The following is a 20,268-nucleotide window of genomic DNA, read 5'->3' as shown; positions in this document are numbered from 1 at the left end:
TTGGCGCGGATCGCGGTTTTTCTGGGTATCGCATGTGTTGGCCTCGGCGCGCTTGGCGGCGCGCTCCTCTATCTCGCTCCGATGACGATTCTTACACGTTCGCTCGATCTGCCGCCACAGGTACATGCCGTTTACGGTACCCTGCGGATGGGTGGGGCGGACCTCCCGCAAGGGTACACGCTGACTTGGTCGACGCGGCCTGGCCTTCGCCCCTGGCCCGGGTTCGGCGGCACGCTGCGGCTGGAGGGCAGCGATACCCGGCTCGTCGGCGATCTGCGGCTTTATCCGCGCGAGATCGGCATCGCGGCGGTGTCCGGGCGCGCGGGGCCGGGCTTGGCGCAGCTGGTCCCCGGTGCGTGGCGCTGCGGCATGACGGCTCGGGTCGACGAAGTGACGCTACTGAAGGCCGGTGGCGCGACCCGGGCCGATGGGAGGGTTACGCTGCCCGCCGGCACGTGCGCGAAAGGGGCGCGAGACGTCGAGCTGCCAGAGCAAAATCTGATCTTCTCCACCGAGGACAATACCGCTGCCGGGCGCCTCGACGCCGGCGGCGACCGGCCTCTCGCCTATTTCCAGATCGACGGCGCGGGCCGCGCCATTCTCTCGATTCTCGAGGCGGCGGCGGATATCTATCCGGCGCTGCCCAAGAATGGACCGCTGACTCTCGAATACTCCTTCTGAGCCGATCATCCGGCCAGATCGTTCAGGCTGACGATGGGCATCAGGATCGCGAGGACAAGCAGCATGACGATTCCCCCCATGACAAGCAGCACGCCCGGTTCCACCAACGCGACGATGGTCGCAACTTTTGCCTTAAGGTCGGCCGATTGTTCCGCTGCGCTGCGCTCGAGGCTTTGACCAAGCGTACCGCCGGCCTCGCCGCTGGCGATCATCGCCACCAGCATCGGCGGGAATATCCCCGACTCTTCCGCCGCGCGGGACAGCGCCACCCCGTCGGATACCCGCTGCGCGAGCGCTGCGAGGCGGTTGCGAAGATAGAGGTTCGGGACAGTATCCGTCGCCGCCCGGAGCGCCTCGGCCAGCGGCACACCGCTTTGCACCAGCGTGGCCAGCGTGCCCGAAAAACGCGCCGACGCGATCTTGATTACCGGGCCGCGCATGGGCCACGTGGTCGCGAGCAAATGGTGCCAGCGCGCGCGCACGGCCGGCCGACGCAGGCCAGCAAGGCCCGCCATGATCGTACTAGCAATCGCCACCGCCGCTACCGGCCCCCATGTCGTCAGCCAGTCCGAGGCCGCGATCAGCACACGGGTCAGCACCGGCAGCTCCGCCCCGCGCGAGGTAAACACCCGTACGATATCAGGCACAACGAAGGCCAGAAGCGCAGAGATCACGACAACGGAAACGATGGTCAGGAGCGCCGGATAGATTAGCGCCAGTTGCAGGCTCTGGCGGTTCTTGGCCTGTTCCTCGATGTGCAGCGCGAGGTGGTCCATCACCTGGCTCAGCCGCCCCGAGGTCTCGCCCGCGCGCACCGAGGCGCGGTAATATTCGTCGAAGCTCGTGGGATTGTCATCGAGTGCCGCGGCAAAGCTTCGCCCGTCGAGCACCGCGCCGCGAAGGTTCAGCAGCAAGGACCCCTCGCGCGAGTTCCGCGTCTGACCCGCGACGACCCGCAGAGCGTCCTCGATGCGCACATTGGCACCCACCAGCGTGGCAAGCTGCCGCGTGAGAAGCGCCAGCCGCTTCGGCCCGAGCCGGGAGGATCGCGGCGCCCGGTCGCGCGAAGACGCCTGTCCGGGGCGCCGCCGCGTCGGCTCAACCGACAGCGGCAACAGCTTGCGCTGGCGCAATTCGGACCGCGCGGCGCTTTCGCTCGCGGCCTCGATAAGCCCGCGGGCGCGGCGCCCGTCGGCATCGACCGCCTTGTAGAGAAACGCGGCCAACGGGCTATTCCGCCGCCTGCGCGGGTCGGCCGGGTGCGCTGTCCTCGCGCACCGCCCGGACGACCTCATCGGCGGTGGTCAGACCCTCGCACATCTTCCGCGCCCCGTCCTGCAGGATGCCCGGCGCCTTCGCGCGCGCTGCGGCCGTGAGGTCCGCCTCGGATGCGCCGGAATGGATCATCGCCTCGATCTCGCGGTCGGCGACGACGATCTCGTAGATCGGCAGGCGGCCGCGATAGCCGGACTGCCCGCAGGCCTCGCAGCCGGCCGCGCGCCAGACCTTTTCGCCTTCGGGCAGTGCGCCCGACAGCAGCTTTGACTCCGCCGCGCTCAGCTCATGCGGCGCGCGGCATTCGGCGCAAAGTCGGCGCACCAGACGCTGCGCGACAAGCCCGCGGACCATCGGCGCCAGCAGGAACCGCTCCACCCCCATGTCGATCAGCCGAGACACCGCGCCGATGGCGGTGTTGGTGTGCAGCGTCGACAGCACAAGATGCCCCGTCATCGCGCTCTCGACCGCGATCTTGGCGGTCTCGGCATCACGGATCTCGCCCACCATGATGACGTCGGGGTCCTGCCGCAGAAGCGCGCGCAGGCCGCGGGCAAAAGTCAGGTCGGTCTTGGGGTTCACCTGCATTTGCCCGATGCCGTCCATTGAATACTCGATGGGATCCTCGACGGTCAGGATGTTGCGCTCGCGGTCGTTGAGATGACCGAGCGCGGCGTACAGCGACGTGGTTTTGCCAGACCCGGTCGGACCGGTGACTAGGACCAGCCCCTCTGGCGCGGCTATGACATGCTCAAAGGCGGCGCGGTCGTGCTCGGACATGCCCAGATGCGCGATGCCGCGCTGAGTCTGGCCGCGGTCCAGCAGGCGCAGTACCACCCGTTCGCCGAATTGCGACGGCAAGGTGGAGATCCGCACGTCGAGTTCGTACCCGCCCACCCGTACCGACACGCGTCCGTCCTGCGGCAGCCGCTTTTCGGCGATGTCGAGCTTGCCCATAACCTTGAGGCGGCTTGCCAGCAGAGGCGCGAGCGCGCGCTTTGGCTCGATCACGTCGCGCAACACGCCATCGACGCGGAAGCGCACTACCAAGCGGCGCTCCTCTACCTCCACGTGCATGTCAGAGGCGCCTTCCTTGACCGCCTGCAGCAGCAACGCGTTGATTAGCCGTACCACCGGTGCGTCGTCGTTCTGGTCTAGGAGATCGTCGACCGAAGCGGCAGTCTCGGCCAGCGCGGACAGATCGTCGCCGTCCCGCGCTGCCATCTGTGCCGCCTCGGTGGCGTCATTGCGGAAGATGCGCCCGAGCGCATCCTCAAAGGTCTCCCCGCCGACCTCCTCGAAGGCGACGAGTTGCCCGGCCGCGCGTTGCGCCTCCATGAGCGCTAGCAGGTCGGCTGTTCCGAGGTGCCGGCAGACTAGAGCGCCGTCCAAGTCTGGCTCAACGATCGCGCCGTGCGCCTTGGCGAAGGCGTAGGACACGATGGGCCGATCCCCGATCTGATCAGTTTCCGTAGCGTCGGTTTCGGCGGTGTCCGTCATCCCGCGTCCTCCAGCGTGAGCCGAGCGCTGACCGTGCCGGGGACCGTCAGACGGTCGACCTCGAGCGCGGTGACTCTCGCGCGTTCCTCGCGTTCCAGCGCCACGATCCAAGCCAAGATTTCGCGGAACGCCGCTTCCTGCACCACCAACGTCAAGCTCGCGCCCCGCGGGTCGATGCGCGTGATCCGCACGCTCGCCGCCTCGGCGCTGCGCGTCGCGCGCTGGGACAGCGCCGCCAACGGCATTTCCGCCGTTTGCGCTGTCCCACCCGGCGCCACGTCCACCTGCTCGGCCACGCGGCGGAGCGCCAGATAGCGAGCGATTTCATCGTTCAGCGCGGCACGTTCAGCCTGAATCGGCTGCCAGGCAAAGCGCCACAGCACTAGTGCAGGGATCAGCACGGCGCAAAACAGCAGCATCATCCGCTCTCGCGGGCTGAGATTGGCGAGCGCGCTCATCCGCCGTCGCCGTCGCGGATGGTCAGTTCCGACTGCGCGCCGGATTCGCCGGCGGTGGCGGTCCCGGCTGTGACCGACAGCCCTGCGAGGCGCAGCGCCTCTTCGGTCTCTTGCAGAATGTCCAGTGTCGGCGCGGTGACCGACAGAGCCAGAGTGTTGGGAGCTGTCGACCAGACCATGCGGTCCACTGTTACGGCGAGGCCCGCGCCCATAAGCGAGCCCGAGGCACGGTCCAGCAGCGGCACCAGGCCGCCGTCGCCGGGTCCAGCGTCATCGCGCGCCACTAGGCGCGACCACAGCATGCGTGGATCGTCGAACACGGTCGCCGAGGGAACCTTTTCGGCCAGTGCCGCCTCAGTTTCGGCCCGCGCGTCCAGTGCAACGCCGTGCAGCGCTTGTAGATCGGCCCAGGCCAGCGCGAGATGCAGAAGTGCGACGACCGGCAAGGCGGCAGCAGCGGCCCGCAGCGGGCGGACCCAGCCGCTCGGCGGGCGAAACACGCCCTGGCGCAGGTCGATGGACAGATCGGCCTGGCTGGGCCGGACATCCTCGCCCGGTGTCCAGTCGATCCCGTCTGGCAAGGCTTGGCCTAGGGATTGGACTGCTGGACGCCCGGCGCGCAGCCAAAGATCGGGCAAGGCGGTCGCCCCCGCGGCAAATCCGGTGCCATCGGCAAGACGAACGACCACGCGCGCGCCCTGGCGGAAGGCCAACCATGCCGGTGGCCCTTCGACGACGGGGTGCGGCACGCGAAGGGCAAGCTGTTCGGGTATGACAGGTAAGCCGGGGCGGTCCCGCGCCGCGTCCGCCATTACGTCTCGCGCGAGGGCCGCTGCGACGATCCCGCCATCCGGTCCGTGGCCGCATAGCGCTACGTGCAGATCTTCGAGCGGCGCGGCCAGACGATCCTCGACGGCGAACGGCAAGGCGGCGAGGCGCTGGCGGTTCGACCGCAGCGGCAGCGTCACGTTCAAGAGCGTTACATGCTCGGCCGGTACGACGTAGATATCCCTGCCGGCCGCGCGCCGAAGACGCGCGGCCAGCGGGCCGATGTCGCCGACCCTGGCATCTTCGTGGCCCGGCCTGACCGGGACGTCGATCGGCGCGGTGTCCGGCCGGCGGGCCGTATATTTTCCCAAATTTGCCTTTATCAGCACGATGCTTCCGGTGTATGAAATCTGCACCTCTTCGTGGCGATTATTTAGTATGGTAACTGATACACGCCGCAAGGAGAAAGAGAGTTTCATGACACCAGCTCGAATTCGGCGCGCCTCGGCGGTCGGTCGCATCAGCCCGCGACGCAGTGGTGCCGTGCGCGCCAGACATCCCGAATCCGGCGTGACGTTGATCGAGATGATGGTGGTTCTGGTCATCATCGCTGTCGTGGCGGCCATGATCGTGCCCAACGTCGTCGGCCGCCCCGACGAGGCGCGCGCCACGGTCGCCGAGACCGATCTGCGCAGCATAGAGAGTGCGCTGGAGCTCTATCGCCTCGATAATCGCGTCTATCCCACGACCGCGCAGGGGCTGGCCGCGCTGGTCGAGCGCCCGAGTGCGCCGCCGGTCCCCGAAACCTTCCCGGCGGAAGGGTATCTCGACACCATGCCTGAGGATCCGTGGGGCAACGCGTATGTCTATCGTTCGCCCGGTCAGTCCGGGGCGTTCGACCTAATCAGCCTCGGCGCGGACGGACGCCCTGGCGGTGATGCCGTCAACGCCGATATCGGGCGCGGCGCACGGCAAGAGGCGGGCGGCTGACATGTTGCGGGCGCGCTCATCGCGGCACGGACGAGGCCGTGACGCTGGCGTCACCCTGCTAGAGGTTTTGGTGGTGCTGGCGCTGATCGGGGTAAGCGCGGGTCTGGTTTCGCTAAGCGTGCGGCCGGGCGACCGCGCGGACCAAGCCGTCCGGCAAGACTCCGAGCTTCTGGCGGCTCGGCTGAGCATTGCCGTTGAGGAAAGCCTGGTGTCCGGCCGAGCCGCCGCGCTCGACTGGCGACGGGACGGCTACAGCTTCGTGGAATGGAGAGAGGAAGACTGGCGCCCGCACGGCAACCCGCGCCTCGCGGAGCGGCAGACGGTTTCGCGTGCCCTGAGCCTCGCGGGCGACACCGGCGCGACCGAGGGGCGCCTCACGATCGGGCCAGACGCCGCGCCGCCCCCGGGGAGAACCACGATCTTCCGCATCGGCGCCCGCGCGAATGTGGCATTCGACGGGCTGTCTGCCTACGTGGAGCCTCTCCAATGAGGCCCGCACGCGCACCTGACGCAGGGTTCACCCTGATCGAGGCGCTTGTTGCCATGACGGTTCTGGGCTTTGGCGCGGCGACTCTGCTCACCGCCGCCGAAAGGCACGCCGCCGAGACCCGCGGCCTTGCCGACCGGATCGTTGCGCGCTGGGTGGCCGAGAACGCGCTCGTGTCAGTGCAACTCGGCTTTGAGATGCGCGCCGAATGGAGCACCGCACTTGGCCAAGAGATCGACACCAATACAGAGCGCCGCGCGCTGGGTGGCAGCGGTCTCGTGGAGGTGCGGATTGTTGCTGGCCCGCCGGGTGACCCGCTGGTCACGTTGGTCGGCTACTTGCCGGACGGAGCCGCGCAATGAGCAATTTGCCCCGCCTGGTCGCGATCTGTGCCGTCGCCGCCCTCTGCGCGACGCTCGTGCCGCCGGGCGCGCGGCTGGCCGCGCATCTGGCCGGTCACACCGGTGTCGTGCCGGAACGCTTCGAGGCGCCGTTGACCGAAGACGGCGCCTCCCCGCCGGTAGGCACCGAGAACATCCTCGCATTCGCACCGTTCGGCGCTCCGGCCGCGCCGACTGCGTCTGAAAATGTGGGGGCGACTGGGCGTATGCTCGACTTGGTGCTGCACGGCGTGCTGGTCGCGTCCGATCCAGCACGGTCGCGCGCGCTCATTGCCGTCAGCGGTAACGTCGACCGGTACCGGATCGGTGACGATCTGGCCGAAAACGCCGTTCTAGTTGCCATCGCCGTGGACTTCGTGGAGGTCGACATCGACGGGGACCCGCGCCGCTTCGGCTTCGACGGCGCGCACGAGGGCGCTCCGGACACCGGGTCGACGCGGACACCGGACGCCGCGCCGCCGCCATCGCCGCTCGACCGGCTGCGTGCCGCGATCGTACCTGGCCGCGGATCGCTCGATCTGCGTGAGGCGCCGCCCCCCGAGACCACGCAGGATTACATCGACTTGTGGCGCGAACGCATCATCGCCGATCCGCAATCCGTCCTAGACACGATTGGCTTGGTCCCAGGGGATGGTGGTTATACCATCGCTGAAAATCCGAACATCGGTGTTACGATGGCGGGGCTGAAGCCGGGCGACCGGGTGACGCGCGTGAACGGGCAGGACGTTGGCGATCCGGATCGGGACCGAGCGTTCTACGACGAAATTGCGGCCTCGGGCCAAGCCCGCCTGGAAGTAGTCAGGGACGGAGAAACGCTGCTGATGTCGTTTCCGCTGAGATGAAAGGTCAACACGGTTTGAAGCCAATCGGCCGCCTCATCTGCATCTGCCTGGCGATGATCGCATTCGCGTGCGTGTCGGCCGACCGGGCGTGGTCGCAGGGTCTTTCAAATGATGGCGACTTCGTCATCAATCTACGCAATGCAGATATTTCGGCACTGGCCGAGCAGGTGTCCGAGATCACCGGCCGAACGCTGGTCGTGGACCCCGCGCTCGCTGGCGAAGTCACGGTTATCTCGGCTGAAGCGCTCAGCCAGGCTGGGGTATGGGAACTTTTTCAGTCGATCCTGCGCGTGCGCGGCTTCGTCGCCGTCGAAAGCGGCGTAGTGTGGGAAATCGTGTCGGAGGCCGATGCCCGTACCAAGGGCATGCCGGTGGGCGGCGTGCTGTCCGGCCGTCAAGATACAACAACCCGCATCGTCGAACTCGACCGGTTGCCAGCCGAAGAGGCAGTTCGCGTGTTGCGTCCGCTGGTGGCCGAGGCGGGCTACATTGAAGCCCTTAGTGATCCTAACGCCATCATCGTCACCGACACTCGTGCGAACGTGGAGCGTATTGTCGAGATCGCCCGCACCTTCGACGGACCAGAGAACCTGCGCACGGAAGTCGTGCGCTTCAATTACGCCGATGCCGACGCGGTGCTACAGGCGATCAACGAGGTGCTGGGCTCCGCCGGGACCGGCGCGCGGCTGTCGAGCGACCCTACATCCAACACGCTTTTGGTGCGCGGCACCGAGGTCGACATCTCGATGGTGCGCGATCTTGTGCGCGACATGGACATCGCCCCGCGCGAGCCGCCGCAGGCGCAGCTGCGGACCTATGTTTACGAACTGCAATACGCCGACGCCGAGGTGGTGGCCGAGGTCGTTAACGGCACCCTGGGCGGCGCCACCGAGCTGACCAATCCGGTCGCCGCCGCGGTGGGCGAGGGAGGCGAAGGCCAGCCCGGCGTCGCCTTGCCCGAGGGCCCGGCACCCGCGGTGGCAGTGCAGGCCTCTACACAGACTAACGCCGTGGTGATCCGCGGTACTGCGCGGCAAATCGAGGAAGTCATCGCCATCGTGCGCTCGCTCGACAAGGAGCGCGCGCAGGTCATGATCGAGGCGGCCATCGTCGAGGTCTCGGGCGAAATCGGCGAACGTCTCGGCGTGCAGCTTGGTTTCGCCGACAACCTGCCGAACACGGGCTTCGCCTCCACGTCGTTTTCTCAGGGTGGCGCGTCGCTCAGTGCGGTGCTCTCGGCGCTCGGTGTGCCCGGCGCGAGCGGCCTGACGCCGGGACTCACCCTCGCGGGCAGCAGCGACGAGTTCGGCGTGCTGGTCCAGGCGCTCGGTCAGTCGACCCGCGCCAACCTGCTGTCGACCCCCTCGATCACCACGATGGACAACCAGTCCGCCACCATCATTGTGGGCCAAAACGTCCCGTTCCGGACCGGTAGTTTTGCCACAGACGGCAACACGCTGAGCCCGTTCACCACGATAGAACGTCAGGATGTCGGCATCACCATGGAGGTCCTGCCCCGCGTGACCTCGAACGGCATCGTGCGGCTTGATATCAGCCAAGAAGTGTCCTCGCTCGTCAACGCGAACGTGCAGGGCGCAGCCGACCTGATCACCAACCGCCGTCTAATCGAGACTACGGTGCAGTCGCGCGACGGCGGCACTATCGTGCTAGGCGGACTCATCACCGACGACGCACAAAGCTCGAATTCCAAGGTACCGGGCCTCGGCGACGTTCCAGTCTTGGGCAATATCTTCCGCTCGCGTAGCGTCGATCAAACTCGTAGGACACTCTTCGTGTTCATGCGCCCGACGGTTATCGACAGCGAACACAAGGCGCGGGTCGTCGCCGACCGCCGCTATCAGCGCCTGCGCAGCGCCGACGCAGCAGAGCCGCCGCGCAGCCTTCTAAAAGAACGCAAGGTCGACAAGCTGCCGCTCGAGATCAACGGTCTTTACTAACCGTCAGTCCGCTGGCGTCGCGAAGGTGAGCGACGCCCAAAGTGACTCCCACATTACGCGGTGTTCCGCAGCGACCTCGCGCCCCGGTTTGCGCATCAGCACGGCGTCGACCAGGTACTCTCGATCCGGCTTGAGCGAGAATTCCGCACGACCGTTCGGGTCTGTGTGCGCCATTTGGATCTCGACTGCGCCGGACGCGTCACGGCTGTAGAGGGTCACCCGCTCGCTCGCCTTCGGCGCGCCATTATGCAGAAGCCGCACAGCAAACGGGTCGCCAGGGGAGGTGTAGGGGTTCGCCTCGGCAACGAGTTCCATCTCCATTCCGGTGACCCGATCCGTGCCACGCCCCGCACCGACGGCAACGAGCGCCTTCGAGAAACGCCGATACGCCTCCCTCACCCCGTTTGTCGGCAGATTGCGCGTCGCATGCTCGCCCAGCACCCAGGTCTCGTCCTTGTCGACAAGAAACCCACGGAACACATCGAAGCTGTCGTAGGTGAGCGCGCGGTACCGCGATTCGTAGACGAGGATCGCAAGTCCCTCCGAACGTGCTGCAACCTCGACCGCGGGCATATCGCCGTTCTCGCCCTCGACGGCGAGGCTCCCAACGTCATCGACAAGCGTCACCCCGTCGATGAGCTGGTCGAGCCAAGGAAGTGTCTGGCCATCGAACATGTGTCCGTTGCTGATGTCCGCCCGGATCTGATCGTTCGGTGCAGGTCGCCAGTCTTGCACGTCGAGCCATGTCTCGTGCGCCAACACCCGCAATGGGATTACAGACGCGAGTAGCACGGCACCTGCAATGTGCGATCCGCAAGAAAGTGGCATGGTAAGGCTTTCTTTTTTGGCTTGTTCGGCGCGCTTTCAGGACGCACAGGCCCGCGCGATGTCTTCTTGGGTCAGCTGCCAATAATCCTCGTGCGGTCCGGACTGCACCTCGACCCGCAGTCCGCCCGACAGGTCGACCCCGTCCAGTGGAACTTCCGTCGCCTCGCCGGGCGCGAGATCATACGAACCGACGATGTTGCCGCCGTCGTCGCGCAGCCGGATATCGCCCGTCGCAGCCAGCTTGCCGCTTTCGCTCGTAGCACGCACCTCTATCACCTGGCAGTCCGTCCAGGCATAGACGTTGAAATGATGCGCAGCGACCGACTGCGCGGAGCATAGCGCGATGGCGAGAAAACCACAGGCGCGGCGCCCGATCATCGCTGAGCCCAGTCTTCGAACCGCACCCACATCACCGCACCAAGTTCCACCGCTTTTTCCATGCCCTCACGCTCCATTGTTTCGGGCGCGGTGTTCAGCGCAGCGAAACCCCACCAGCCGCCGCGCGGGGCGACATACGTGAAGACGCCGTTCTCATCGGCCTTGACTGTCTGAGTGATCATCAGGTCGGACGGCGCCACCGCCGAGCCATCCTCATTATAGTATTCGATCTCGACCTCGGAATGCGGCACTGGTTCGCCGTCCAGCATCACCACGCCCTGAAACGCATTCCCGGTCCAAAGTGCGAAGGGTTTCGATAGCGGGACAATCTCGGTCCGGAGTCCCAATTCCGCATCCCAGCCGCCATCATCGCCGTAGGCGCTGACATAGGTTTTGGTATAATGAATGATAAAACTATCTTCGCTCGGTTCCCAGTAGGGCTGGGGCTCCATCGCGAAGATGTGCGTTCCCGGTGCCTCCAGCGGATAGTCGAGCATGAAGCCGGGTTGGCCCATCACCTCGGTTTCCTGAAGGAGGCCGAGAAGGTCTGTGGTCTCGCCTTCGCGAGTGACGCCGAAGGACACCGGCTCGTCCAGCAACATGCCGTCACCTTCGAACGGGTGCGAGAATGACAAGGTGAGCGAGACCGACCGGCCATCCTCTTGGTCGACCATGTTGTCTGAAGGAATGATCATTCCGTAGTGCGCGGACGCCGCCGTCGCGGCCGCCGTAAGAATTCCAGTAAGTCCAATCTGCGATAGCCGAATCGGCATAGTGCTCCTCCCCTATAACGTTTGCCCTAAGTCTAACACCGCATGCACGTGCGACGTCCGTGTAAAGTTTCGCGTCGCTTCAAGCTTTGACCGGGTTGCTTCTAATGGTGGGGCGCGGACGACCGGCGAGGCGAGCGACTGCGTCCTGTTGCCCAACGCACCCACCGAACCCAGGCGAGACTACCTTAAGGCTCACTGATACCGTGACCCGGTCGCAGCCTCTTGGGGGTCTCATGATTGTCCAAAGTCGGTGCGGCGAGCGCGCGCGGCAAGCATTGTGTGTTTCTGGATCAGCGCTCAGAGCGATTATACGGCGCCGCGCGGAATAGCTGAAAACCAAGACGCCGATGAAGTCCGCTTTCGCAGATTGGCCGAAAACATCCCGCCTTCGCGGCAAGAGTCCGGAAGCCGGCGTTCCTTCCGCATGACTTCGTAGATACGGCTTAATGTGAGCATGTGCAGCGAACGGCAGAAAGGTCCCGCGTCGGCGGCGCTGCGACGAGGCGCAGCGAAAGGTGGGTTTAGATTCCCTGGTCCGGCGCAGCCTTCTACGACTGCTTCCGCGATCTGCGCCGCGACGCAGAACCCCAGTTTCTGCAGCTGCGAGCGCCTCCATTGTCATGCTGCAGTTGTATCGGTTGGCCACCGAATGACCGGAAAGTCCGCATAGCGGACCAACACAGTTTGCGGACACCCCCTTCGTTTAAGGTCCAATTTGCCCGCATCTTGATTTTGGGCGCTCGGCTCGAGGAAGCGCGCGATCTCACGACGTTCCGTCTACTGCTTCGTGAGTGGCGGTGCGCCGCAAGCGTATGACGCAGTCGTTTCCTTACATCTCGGGGTCCTCCAAGCCGTGGTTCTTAGCGTCGGCGTCCTGTAGAGTGCCCGAGTTCCCCACAAGTTGTTCACGTAACAGCCGCCGCCAAGCCGGATCGGGCTCGCCGGACGAAAACTCAAGGACGACCTCCTCCGCATCGTCTTCGACAACGAGGTATTCCACCGCTTCCCAGCCACGCCGAAAAAAGACGCGTCGCGGTCCTCCGCAAATTTCTCGCACGAGGCCTAGCGTCACTGCGAGCCATTCCGCCCGCGAGCCGGCGGCAGGCCGAGCATCTCGATCATATGGTCGATCCTCGAAGCCATCTCTGCCTGGGACGCCGCGTGCCGGGCGAGCGCCTCCTCCATTCGCCGCTCCGTGGCCTGGAGGTCGTCCAGCGTCACTGCCCCTGTCAACCTCGGGGCCGCCTCGTCCATCAGGCGCGACGCGCTCGTCATCGCGCGCTCGAGGCGGGAGAGCTGGTCGATGATGTCGTCGAGTCGGTCCGCTAGCGATCCGTCTGTCCGGCGTTCGAGGAGCGTTTCGAGGAGTTCGATCAAGCGCTCCACGCGGCTGCTGACGGGATTTGCGTCGAGTGAGTTCGTCACAGGTAGTCTCCAGATTGATTGCAAGCTGTGTCAGGGGTTTCGGCGCGAGCGCGGTGAACGCCCTGGCCAAAAGGAGGTCGGATAGCGTTGTCATAAGCCGATTGATCAGACGTCCGAGCAGAGAACGCCGGGCGCCGCCGGACGTCATCAGCGCTGTCGGGCCGTCGAGTAGCTCTGCGGGATCCGATCGAATAACGACTGGCCAAGTCCCGCTCCCCAGGTGGCGATTGAACTCCGCCCGGCGTCTATGCGCTTCGGCGAGCTTCGCCGGAGCCGCGGCGATCTCATCCTGACGTGCCACCATCGCGACGAAGGGATCAATCGCATCCTCAGCACCGTCGCCGAGCGCGGCGCCACGAAAGGTGACACGAGGTCCCCGCCCGTCTATCGGCCCGCACGTGATGTCGTGTGCGGACTGGCTCGTGACCGCCCAATCGTGTGGTCCGAGGCCCGCATCGACATGCGCAACGATCTCTTTGCGAGTGGCGAGGCCCGCCGCGGTCGCTTGGCGGCAGAGCGACCAGGCTCGGTAGCGTGCGTCGCTCTGGTCGACGCCGACCGGCCCGCCTCGCTCGGCCCGCCGCATCAACTCAGCGGCCTCCTTGGCCATCCATCCCGGTGGCGTGACATGCCGCCGGCGCATCGGACAACGAGGGTCGGCCCAGCCGTAAGTCGCATTGACGACATCGGTGTATGCATCCCAGTCGTCGCGGCTTGCAAGTCCGGGTGGATGCGGGTTGATGCTCCGTATCCGCTGACCAGGAAGTCCAACTGCACGCGGCAGCAGCACATTGACCTCAAGACGTCCCAGATGCGTGTGCGTCGATGCGAGGACCGGCGGTCGGGCGGCTAGCGGCACGCCGGCATAGCCCAACTCGAATAGCAATCGCAGGGCACCGGACACAGCGGTTCGTGACGCGAACTCCCCACCATTGAATGTCCGGACATCGAGCTCGTCAGCCGAGAAACTCAACACGCAGGACCGATAGCGTGCTTGGAACGGCAGAGCGTCAATATACGCACCGACGAGAGATGGGACTCCGAACAGAATTTCGGGTGCGGGATCGCGATGGGTGGTCGCTTGACGACCACCCACTTGTTTTCGGACCTGCTCATGCAGGAAATAGCCGATCGCGGCGGAAGCCGGTCCGCTCTGGTGTTTTGACCACGTTAGGATCATCTCGCGCCCTTCCGTCCGGCACCGCCAGCCGCGACGGCCGCGGCGATCTTCTCGAGCCGCGCGGCGACCTGGTCGAGTGCGGTCGCGAGTAGGAGGTGGTCGAGTGCGGCCTCGCGCCCTGCGATGCTGTCCGAGATTTCCGACAGAGTTTGCTGGGATACAGTCAAGAGACGGATCGCATCGACCTGGAAAGAGCGCGAGGTATGATCCGGGCGAGTAAGTGCAGCGTCGACAAGATACGCGGACATCGAGAGCCCGGCCGTCTCGGCCCTTTCGCGCACCATTTGCCATTCCATTTCGGTCGCGTGCATTCTACGCGGCTTCGTTTGCCTCTCGCGGTTCCGACGATGTCCCATTCTTCAGCTCCTGTCCTGCGGGTCCGCTCGAGGGGCCTCGCTCCAGAGCGACAGATCCCGATCACGGCTCCTCGGATTATCGTGAAAGGATGACCTCGCTGGCGAGCGTTGCGTAACGAGCCGATCTCCGCTGCCGCGCTCCCGAACGGAGTTGCGCGAAGCGAATTGTTCCTTTTTTCCAGCTCATTAAGGAAACCGAATGACCTGCCCTGCCATGGTGTCAGTCAGTGCCGGATCACTCGACAATCGTGCGATCCGGCCCGACGCACGGCGGCACCCCCATAAAGTATTTCGCGGGAAGTTGGTGGGTCAGCGGGACCACAGGAGGTGCCCGGTGGCCCCTCACTCGGCTCAGACGTCGGATCGCGCGCCCGGAAAATTCGGGCGGAACGCAGGGCGAGCACCCCTCGCGCAAACCGCGGCGGCATCAACCTGCTCGCCCACGCTACCGAGGAGGCCGCCCACAGACCGCAATGCCTCCTGCAACGCGCGCCGCCGTCCGACCTCGCGCTCCAGGCGCTGCCGCTCCGCCGTATCGAGGGCCTCAATCACCCTGCGGCGGATGTCCTGAAGTGCGAGCAGAGGTTCTTCGGTGACATCAAGCTCGGCATGGATCACAGTCACGATCGCGGCCTCAAGCCCAGGGGCCGTTGCGGAACCCGAGCTCTGCTCCACCTCTTTCTTGGCCTCCGGAAAGATTCGGGCCAGCCGATCGTTGCTGGCAGGCCCCCCGAGAACGTCACGAGTCTGCTTGTAGGTGGGCCATTCGCTATACTGTTCGCGATAGCTGAGGATCGCCGTGCGAATTTCGGCGTCGGTCTTTTTCGGTGTCTTGGGCATGTCTCGTCATCTCCGTTGTTGAACGATGACGAGGTATGCGCTCAGACTTGGCACTTAAGCGCGGCGGCGAGGTTATCCACATATCCTAGGCAGAGACTGATCCGAGCATCGGCAAATGATGATCAATGCATCTCGTCGATGGGGCTTATCCATCAAGCGGCGCCCGCGAGCTCGATCGTGCTGGCGCCCGCGCCGCGGCGCGTAACGCGCACCTGGACCGGGATGCGATCCTTCATCGCCTCCACGTGGGAGATCACGCCGATCGTTCGGCCCTGCGCCTGCAGCGTCTCGAGGGCGTCCATGGCAATGTCGAGGTCTTCGGCATCGAGAGATCCGAACCCCTCGTCGATGAAGAGCGTCGCGGCCAGGCCGCCCTGCCCGCCCATCTGCGACAGGGCAAGCGCCAGCGAGAGCGACACGAGGAACCGCTCGCCGCCCGAGAGGGAGCGCGTGGAGCGAACCTCGTCGCCCATATCGCCGTCGATAATGTGTAGCGCCAGGTCTTCGCCGCCCTGCATCAGCCGGTAGCGCGGCTTGAGATCCGCCAGGTGCAGGTTGGCGCGCTCCACGAGCAGCGAGAGCGTCACGGACTGGGCGATCTGGGCGAACTTCCCGCCCTGCTTCGAGCCCACCGCCTCGTTGACCGCGCGCCATGTATCGCAGGTCTCTTTCGCCGCCCGGATCTCGGCGTCGAGCCCCTTGAGATGTTCGCGGAGCGCGTCGTCGGCCTTGAACGCCTGGGTAATCGCCCCGGTCCGCTCGCGCATCTCGTCGCGGGCCTCCTCGCGCGTCGCCTTGGCGGCGCGCAGGTCGGGCTCGGCCTCTTCGGGAAGACCCTTGTCGAGGCGCTCCTTGAGATCGCCCTGGCGCGCCGCCAGCGTGGAGATTGTGCCAGTGAGCGCCTCGTCGATCGACTTGAGGATGCCTTTGAGGCGCGTGACCTCCGCCGCGCCCTTGCCGAGCAGAACCGCCAGCTCCTCGCGGCTGAGCCCGGCCTCGGCGAGCTTGGCATCGAGGTCGGTCTTGGCCTCCGCCTGTTCCTTTCGCGCCGGCACGAGGGCATCGCGCGCCGCCTTGAGGCGGGCATCGGCGCCGGATTTCAGGCTATGGGCTTCGGACACGGCGGCCGCGAGGCGCTCCTTTTCCACGGACGCCTTCAGGCGGGCCTCATTGTGCCGGGTCCGGTGCGCCTCGGTGTCCTCTCCGCCGAGCATCTCCGCCCGCTTGGCGCGCAGCGTGGCCAGCGCCTCCGTGCGGTCTTTCTCGGCGCGCAGGGCGGTATTGAGGTTCGACTGCGCCGATCGGGCCGCCGAGATCGCGGAGGCGATCTGCGGCGCGAGCTCGCGGCGCGTGGCCTCGGCAGAGTCCCGGCGAGAGATCTGCGTGGTCCACCACTGGGCGATGCTGTCGAGCTTGCCGCGCACGCCGACAGGATCCGCATCGAGCTTCTCGGGCGTCAAGTTGACCGCGGCCAGCGCTGGCGAGATCTCGCGGTCGATGTCGGCGATCCGTCGCACCGCATGCGCCGCTTCCTGGTCCGCGAGCGAGGCCGCCGATGTCTTCTCCGAGACGATCCGGACCTCCGCCTCGTGATTCGGGGCGCGAGTATCGATAGTCCCGGAATGGGTCTGGACCGCCTTGCGCGTCTCCTCGAGGGCCGTGCGCAGGCGCCCCTGCTCGGCAATCAGCTCCGCGATCTCCGCGCGCCGCGCGGCCAGCTTGCCTGTGAGCGTAGCCAGCGCCTCCTTGGCGCCGGCCGGGCTCTCCGGCAGCTGTGTGAGGCCGCTCTCCAGGGTCTGGCGACGCGCCTCGGCGAAGGCTGTCTCGGCCTCGGTGATGGCCTTGGCAGCCGTGTCACGCGCCTCCGTGGCCGTCTTGATCGCAAGAGCGGCCGCGTCGCGCGCCCTTGCCGCGGTGTCGAGCGCCCGGAGGGCCGTCTCGAGGGCGCGGCGCTCGGCCTCGAGCTCCTGGCGCATCTCGCGCGCGATGCGGCTCAGGGCGTCGTCCGCTTCCACGGGATGGCTCTTCGATCCACAGACCGGGCACGGCGCCTCCGGTTCGAGGGACCGCCGCAGCTCGGCCGCCATGTCCGACGCCGCCGCCTCGGCGCGGTCGACCGGCGCCTGCAGCGCCGCGATCGCGGCATCCGCGCGGGCGATCTCTGTCTCGGCCTTGCCGTGTGCGTCCGTCGCGGCGGCCTGCTTCGTCGTCTCCTCGGAGATGCGGATCTCGGCGGTCGCCTTGCGCGTCGATGCCTTGTCATGCGCGCCGGCGGCGCGGGTCATGTCCTTGAGGCCCTGCTCGCCCCTCGTCAGCCGGTCCATCCGGGCCTGGGGATCGTCCTTCGAGATCTCGTCGAGACGGGCCTGCGCCGTCTGACGCGCGGTCTCCAGCTCGGCGAGCTTGGCGCGGTCCGCGGTGTCGGCGGCGGTCAGCGCCGCGCGTCGCTTTTCGGCGTCCGCGGCCTCCTTGCGCGCCCCGATCGCGGCTTTGCGGGCACCGGTTTCGGTCTTCCGTGCCTCGGTGCGCTCATCGAGGAGCGCCTGGACCTGGGTCCAGTTGTCGGCCAGGCGATGCGCGTCCGGCGCCCGCTTCATCTGCGCGAGCGCGCCGTCGAGCGCCTCCGACGCGGACTTGTCCCGGCCCTGCAGCTCCGCGAGAATCTTCGCGGCGGTCTTTTGGTGGGTTTCCATCTCCGACCGGGCCTGCGTGGCCTTCTCGACTTCGCCCTTGGCGGTAACGATCAGCTCGTCGAGCTTCGTTGCCTCCGTCCATTGCGGCCCGAACGCCTTGAAGACCCGCTCCGCCTCCTCGGCGGCGGTGACGGCGCTCCGGTGCGCCTCCACGGCTTTCTCGAGGTCTCCGGCCCGCCGGGTCTGTTCCTCGGCAGCAGCCTTCTCCTCGCGCTCGAGATCGCTCACCGCCCGGTCCGCGGAGAGAGCACGGCCCTGCTCGCTCTTGAGACCGTGGGCGGTCTCGATCCGTCCGAGCGTCGCGCGATCGTCTTTCGCCGCCTCCACGGCCGCACGTGCGTCGCGCTCCGCGGCCTCCGCCTTGGTGACGCGGGACCGCGCCTCAGTGACGGCGACGTGGACCTGGATCTTCGCCTCGAGGCCGGCGATCTCGGCGAGGGTCGCCGCGATCTGCTTGCCGAGCGTGTCGGATTCCTCGCGCATCGCCTGGCGGGCCTCGTCGGTCAGCGCGTTCGTGGCCGAGCGCTTCGTCTCGAGCGTGGCGAGCGCGGCCTTCGCCTCCTCGTGGCGCGCGTAGATGCGCCGGGAGATGTCCCGGTAGATGCCCGTTCCGGTCACCTTCTCCAGGAGCGCGGCGCGCTCAGGGGTATTCGCGCGCAGGAAGGCGTCGAAATCGCCCTGCGCCAAGAGGACCGTGCGGCGGAATTCCTCGTAGGCGAGGCCCGTGATATCGGTGACCCGGTCACGCACGGCGTTGATCTGGCTCTCGATGAGCGTGTCGTCGTCGACGCGCGTCAGGGCCCGCTCGACGTTCTGCAGCCGCCCCTCGGCCTTGCCGCGGGCGCGCCGCGCAGTCCAGCTGGCGCGGTAGGTCATCCCGTCGGGCCCCCGGAAGGTGACCTCGGCGAAGCCCTGGGCGGCGCCCCGGCGCAGCATGGCGCGCGGATCGCTCGACTTGATGAACTCGCCGGCGATGTCGGGCACGTCGTCGTTCACGCCCTGGCTCGAGAGCCTCGGGCAGCTGCCGTAGAGCGCAAGGCACAGCGCATCGAGGATCGTCGACTTGCCGGCGCCGGTCTTGCCGGTGATCGCGAAGAGACCGGCCGAGCGCAGCGGCTCTTCGGTCAGGTCGATCTCGAACGTGTCGGCGAGGCTCGCGAGGTTCGCGCCGCGGATGGTCAGGATCTGCATGTCACTCTCCTACCAAGGCTTCGCGGAACGCGGCGATGTGCCGGTCTTCCGGCGCCGTGCCATTGGCCTTCTCGAAGGCCGGGCGGAACAGCGCCTCGGGGGTGGTATCCCCGAGCGATTGCAGCTCGGGCGCGGCATCCTCGTTTGCCGCGTCGCGCCGCACGCGGATACCCGCGGGCCGCACCGGCGCGGCCGCGAGGAGCTTCTCGGCCTCACCCAGAAGAACCGCCGCGGGCCCGGTCGCCTCGAGATTCACGTAGACGAAGGGCTGCAGGCCGCTCGGCGTGTCGGGATCGAAGTCCAGGTCATCGAGCGCCGCCTCGAATTCCGCGAAGGTCATGGTGCCGCGCTGCGGGAAGCGCAGCATCTCCGCGGGCCGCGTGATCGGCACATGCGTGTGTGAAATGAAGTTTTCCTCGATCTCGAGGAGGGTCACGCCGTGGTCGTAGCCAGCCTCCGCTGCGGAGAGCGGAAAGCACGAGCCCGAGTAGCGGATCCGGCCACCGAGCGTCTGGTGGCGATGCAGGTGGCCGAGCGCGACGTAGTCGAACCCCTCGGGGAAGACATCCTCGGGCAGCGCATGCTCGCCGCCGATCAGGATGCGCCGCTCGGCGCCCTCGCTCTCGGTGGCGCCGTGGCAATGCAAGTGCCCCATGGCGATGACAGGCAGGTTTCCGGCGGTCTCGCGGGCCCGTGCCGCCATCATCGCATGGAAACGGCGGGCCGCCTCGACGATGGGCGAGCCGCGCCCTTCGCCGGCTGCGAAACTGAGGCCCGGAAGATCCGGCGCGCGGAGGAACGGGATGGCGCAGACCCAGGCGCGGGGCGCGCCGTCCGGGCCCGGCAGCGGGACCATGTGGCGATCCGCCAGGATCTCCTCGCCGTCACGGCGCACCGTGGCGAAGACATGGACATCGAGGCTTTCGAGGATGGCCGAAGGTGCCTCGAGGCGGCCCGCGGGATCGTGGTTGCCGCCGGTGATCACCGTGCGCAGCCCGGGGCGAGCATCCTTGAAGCGGCGCAGGGCCGAGTAGAGCAGCCGCTGGCTGCCGCCCGAGGGATTGATGCCGTCGAAGACGTCGCCGGAAACCAGGAGGACGTCGATCTCTTCACGAGCGAGGATGCCGGAGAGCTCGTCGAGCCACACGCGGTGCTCCTCGTCCCGGGCCCAGCCGTTCAAAGTCTGTCCGATGTGCCAGTCTGCCGTGTGAAGAATGCGCATGTTACTTGATCCCTGCGTGGTC

The 20,268-nt window shown here is 66.7% G+C and carries 18 protein-coding genes; 6 read left to right on the top strand and 12 right to left on the bottom strand.

Annotation, left to right across the window (positions count from 1 at the left end; all coding sequences use genetic code 11):
* Positions 1 to 681, top strand: a complete 681-nt coding sequence (locus FIU91_RS03435; protein WP_152461439.1) for a hypothetical protein — start codon at positions 1 to 3, stop codon at positions 679 to 681.
* A 5-nt stretch (positions 682 to 686) separates the two neighbouring features.
* Here the strand turns inward: FIU91_RS03435 and FIU91_RS03430 are convergent, their stop codons facing one another.
* The 4 genes from FIU91_RS03430 to gspL are packed head-to-tail and all read right to left on the bottom strand — an operon-like array spanning position 687 to position 5,053.
* Positions 687 to 1,907 carry a type II secretion system F family protein gene (locus FIU91_RS03430; protein ID WP_152461438.1) on the bottom strand — a complete coding sequence of 407 codons (1,221 nt, stop codon included), beginning with the start codon at positions 1,905 to 1,907 and terminating at the stop codon, positions 687 to 689.
* Positions 1,908 to 1,911: 4 nt separating this feature from the next.
* Positions 1,912 to 3,456 carry a GspE/PulE family protein gene (locus FIU91_RS03425; RefSeq protein WP_152461437.1) on the bottom strand — a complete coding sequence of 515 codons (1,545 nt, stop codon included), beginning with the start codon at positions 3,454 to 3,456 and terminating at the stop codon, positions 1,912 to 1,914.
* Positions 3,453 to 3,914 carry a type II secretion system protein GspM gene (gspM, locus tag FIU91_RS03420; protein WP_152461436.1) on the bottom strand — a complete coding sequence of 154 codons (462 nt, stop codon included), beginning with the start codon at positions 3,912 to 3,914 and terminating at the stop codon, positions 3,453 to 3,455. Before gspM ends, FIU91_RS03425 begins: the two co-directional genes overlap by 4 nt.
* Complete coding sequence (gene gspL / locus FIU91_RS03415) at positions 3,911 to 5,053, bottom strand: type II secretion system protein GspL (RefSeq protein ID WP_172974922.1); 1,143 nt, start codon at positions 5,051 to 5,053, stop codon at positions 3,911 to 3,913. Before gspL ends, gspM begins: the two co-directional genes overlap by 4 nt.
* Before the next feature lie 106 nt (positions 5,054 to 5,159).
* On the opposite strand from gspL, the gene gspG reads away from it, so the two are divergent.
* From gspG to gspD, 5 genes are read left to right on the top strand one after another with little or no spacing between them, the layout of a single operon-like run.
* Complete coding sequence (gspG, locus tag FIU91_RS03410; RefSeq protein ID WP_152461434.1) at positions 5,160 to 5,672, top strand: type II secretion system major pseudopilin GspG; 513 nt, start codon at positions 5,160 to 5,162, stop codon at positions 5,670 to 5,672.
* Positions 5,620 to 6,162: a prepilin-type N-terminal cleavage/methylation domain-containing protein gene (locus tag FIU91_RS03405; protein WP_152461433.1), complete on the top strand. Its 543-nt coding sequence runs from the start codon at positions 5,620 to 5,622 to the stop codon at positions 6,160 to 6,162. Before gspG ends, FIU91_RS03405 begins: the two co-directional genes overlap by 53 nt.
* Positions 6,159 to 6,521 carry a prepilin-type N-terminal cleavage/methylation domain-containing protein gene (locus tag FIU91_RS19320; protein WP_172975051.1) on the top strand — a complete coding sequence of 121 codons (363 nt, stop codon included), beginning with the start codon at positions 6,159 to 6,161 and terminating at the stop codon, positions 6,519 to 6,521. The genes FIU91_RS03405 and FIU91_RS19320 overlap by 4 nt, the downstream gene beginning before the upstream one ends.
* Entirely contained in the window at positions 6,518 to 7,402 is an 885-nt protein-coding gene (locus tag FIU91_RS03395; protein ID WP_152461431.1) for a type II secretion system protein N, read from the top strand. The genes FIU91_RS19320 and FIU91_RS03395 overlap by 4 nt, the downstream gene beginning before the upstream one ends.
* Before the next feature lie 14 nt (positions 7,403 to 7,416).
* Positions 7,417 to 9,360, top strand: coding sequence for a type II secretion system secretin GspD (gene gspD, locus FIU91_RS03390; RefSeq protein WP_254702032.1), 1,944 nt, complete (start codon positions 7,417 to 7,419; stop codon positions 9,358 to 9,360).
* Positions 9,361 to 9,363: 3 nt separating this feature from the next.
* Here the strand turns inward: gspD and FIU91_RS03385 are convergent, their stop codons facing one another.
* The 8 genes from FIU91_RS03385 to FIU91_RS03350 form a co-directional block, all read right to left on the bottom strand.
* The gene (locus tag FIU91_RS03385; RefSeq protein ID WP_152461430.1) at positions 9,364 to 10,188 is read right to left on the bottom strand and encodes a DUF4198 domain-containing protein; all 825 of its coding nucleotides are present in this window, start codon (positions 10,186 to 10,188) and stop codon (positions 9,364 to 9,366) included.
* Between the two features lie 36 nt (positions 10,189 to 10,224).
* Positions 10,225 to 10,566, bottom strand: coding sequence for a hypothetical protein (locus FIU91_RS03380; RefSeq protein WP_152461429.1), 342 nt, complete (start codon positions 10,564 to 10,566; stop codon positions 10,225 to 10,227).
* Positions 10,563 to 11,261, bottom strand: a complete 699-nt coding sequence (locus FIU91_RS03375) for a DUF4198 domain-containing protein (RefSeq protein ID WP_254702031.1) — start codon at positions 11,259 to 11,261, stop codon at positions 10,563 to 10,565. Before FIU91_RS03375 ends, FIU91_RS03380 begins: the two co-directional genes overlap by 4 nt.
* A 1,146-nt stretch (positions 11,262 to 12,407) precedes the next feature.
* Positions 12,408 to 12,764: a hypothetical protein gene (locus tag FIU91_RS03370; protein WP_152461427.1), complete on the bottom strand. Its 357-nt coding sequence runs from the start codon at positions 12,762 to 12,764 to the stop codon at positions 12,408 to 12,410.
* A 1,176-nt stretch (positions 12,765 to 13,940) separates the two neighbouring features.
* Entirely contained in the window at positions 13,941 to 14,255 is a 315-nt protein-coding gene (locus tag FIU91_RS03365) for a hypothetical protein (RefSeq protein ID WP_152461426.1), read from the bottom strand.
* A 396-nt stretch (positions 14,256 to 14,651) separates the two neighbouring features.
* A complete protein-coding gene (locus FIU91_RS03360; protein WP_152461425.1) occupies positions 14,652 to 15,140 on the bottom strand; it encodes a hypothetical protein in 489 nt (162 codons plus the stop codon).
* 152 nt (positions 15,141 to 15,292) lie between these two features.
* Positions 15,293 to 19,024 carry an AAA family ATPase gene (locus FIU91_RS03355; protein ID WP_152461424.1) on the bottom strand — a complete coding sequence of 1,244 codons (3,732 nt, stop codon included), beginning with the start codon at positions 19,022 to 19,024 and terminating at the stop codon, positions 15,293 to 15,295.
* 1 nt (position 19,025) lies between these two features.
* Complete coding sequence (locus tag FIU91_RS03350; protein WP_152461423.1) at positions 19,026 to 20,246, bottom strand: exonuclease SbcCD subunit D; 1,221 nt, start codon at positions 20,244 to 20,246, stop codon at positions 19,026 to 19,028.
* Positions 20,247 to 20,268: the final 22 nt, after the last annotated feature.

Source organism: Roseivivax sp. THAF30 (assembly GCF_009363575.1).
Lineage (GTDB): Bacteria > Pseudomonadota > Alphaproteobacteria > Rhodobacterales > Rhodobacteraceae > Roseivivax > Roseivivax halotolerans.
The sequence above is the reverse complement of the archived record's forward strand: the minus strand, read 5'-3'. Positions and strand labels throughout refer to the sequence as shown.

Coding starts and splice junctions, on each gene's coding strand:
- FIU91_RS03385 (WP_152461430.1), bottom strand. CDS start 10,188: ATGCCACTTTCTTGCGGATCGCACATTGCAGGTGCCGTGCTACTCGCG.
- FIU91_RS03365 (WP_152461426.1), bottom strand. CDS start 14,255: ATGCACGCGACCGAAATGGAATGGCAAATGGTGCGCGAAAGGGCCGAG.
- gspG (WP_152461434.1), top strand. CDS start 5,160: ATGACACCAGCTCGAATTCGGCGCGCCTCGGCGGTCGGTCGCATCAGC.
- gspM (WP_152461436.1), bottom strand. CDS start 3,914: ATGAGCGCGCTCGCCAATCTCAGCCCGCGAGAGCGGATGATGCTGCTG.
- FIU91_RS03355 (WP_152461424.1), bottom strand. CDS start 19,024: ATGCAGATCCTGACCATCCGCGGCGCGAACCTCGCGAGCCTCGCCGAC.
- FIU91_RS03380 (WP_152461429.1), bottom strand. CDS start 10,566: ATGATCGGGCGCCGCGCCTGTGGTTTTCTCGCCATCGCGCTATGCTCC.
- FIU91_RS03405 (WP_152461433.1), top strand. CDS start 5,620: ATGCCGTCAACGCCGATATCGGGCGCGGCGCACGGCAAGAGGCGGGCG.
- FIU91_RS19320 (WP_172975051.1), top strand. CDS start 6,159: ATGAGGCCCGCACGCGCACCTGACGCAGGGTTCACCCTGATCGAGGCG.
- FIU91_RS03425 (WP_152461437.1), bottom strand. CDS start 3,456: ATGACGGACACCGCCGAAACCGACGCTACGGAAACTGATCAGATCGGG.
- FIU91_RS03375 (WP_254702031.1), bottom strand. CDS start 11,261: ATGATCATTCCTTCAGACAACATGGTCGACCAAGAGGATGGCCGGTCG.
- FIU91_RS03360 (WP_152461425.1), bottom strand. CDS start 15,140: ATGCCCAAGACACCGAAAAAGACCGACGCCGAAATTCGCACGGCGATC.
- FIU91_RS03395 (WP_152461431.1), top strand. CDS start 6,518: ATGAGCAATTTGCCCCGCCTGGTCGCGATCTGTGCCGTCGCCGCCCTC.
- FIU91_RS03350 (WP_152461423.1), bottom strand. CDS start 20,246: ATGCGCATTCTTCACACGGCAGACTGGCACATCGGACAGACTTTGAAC.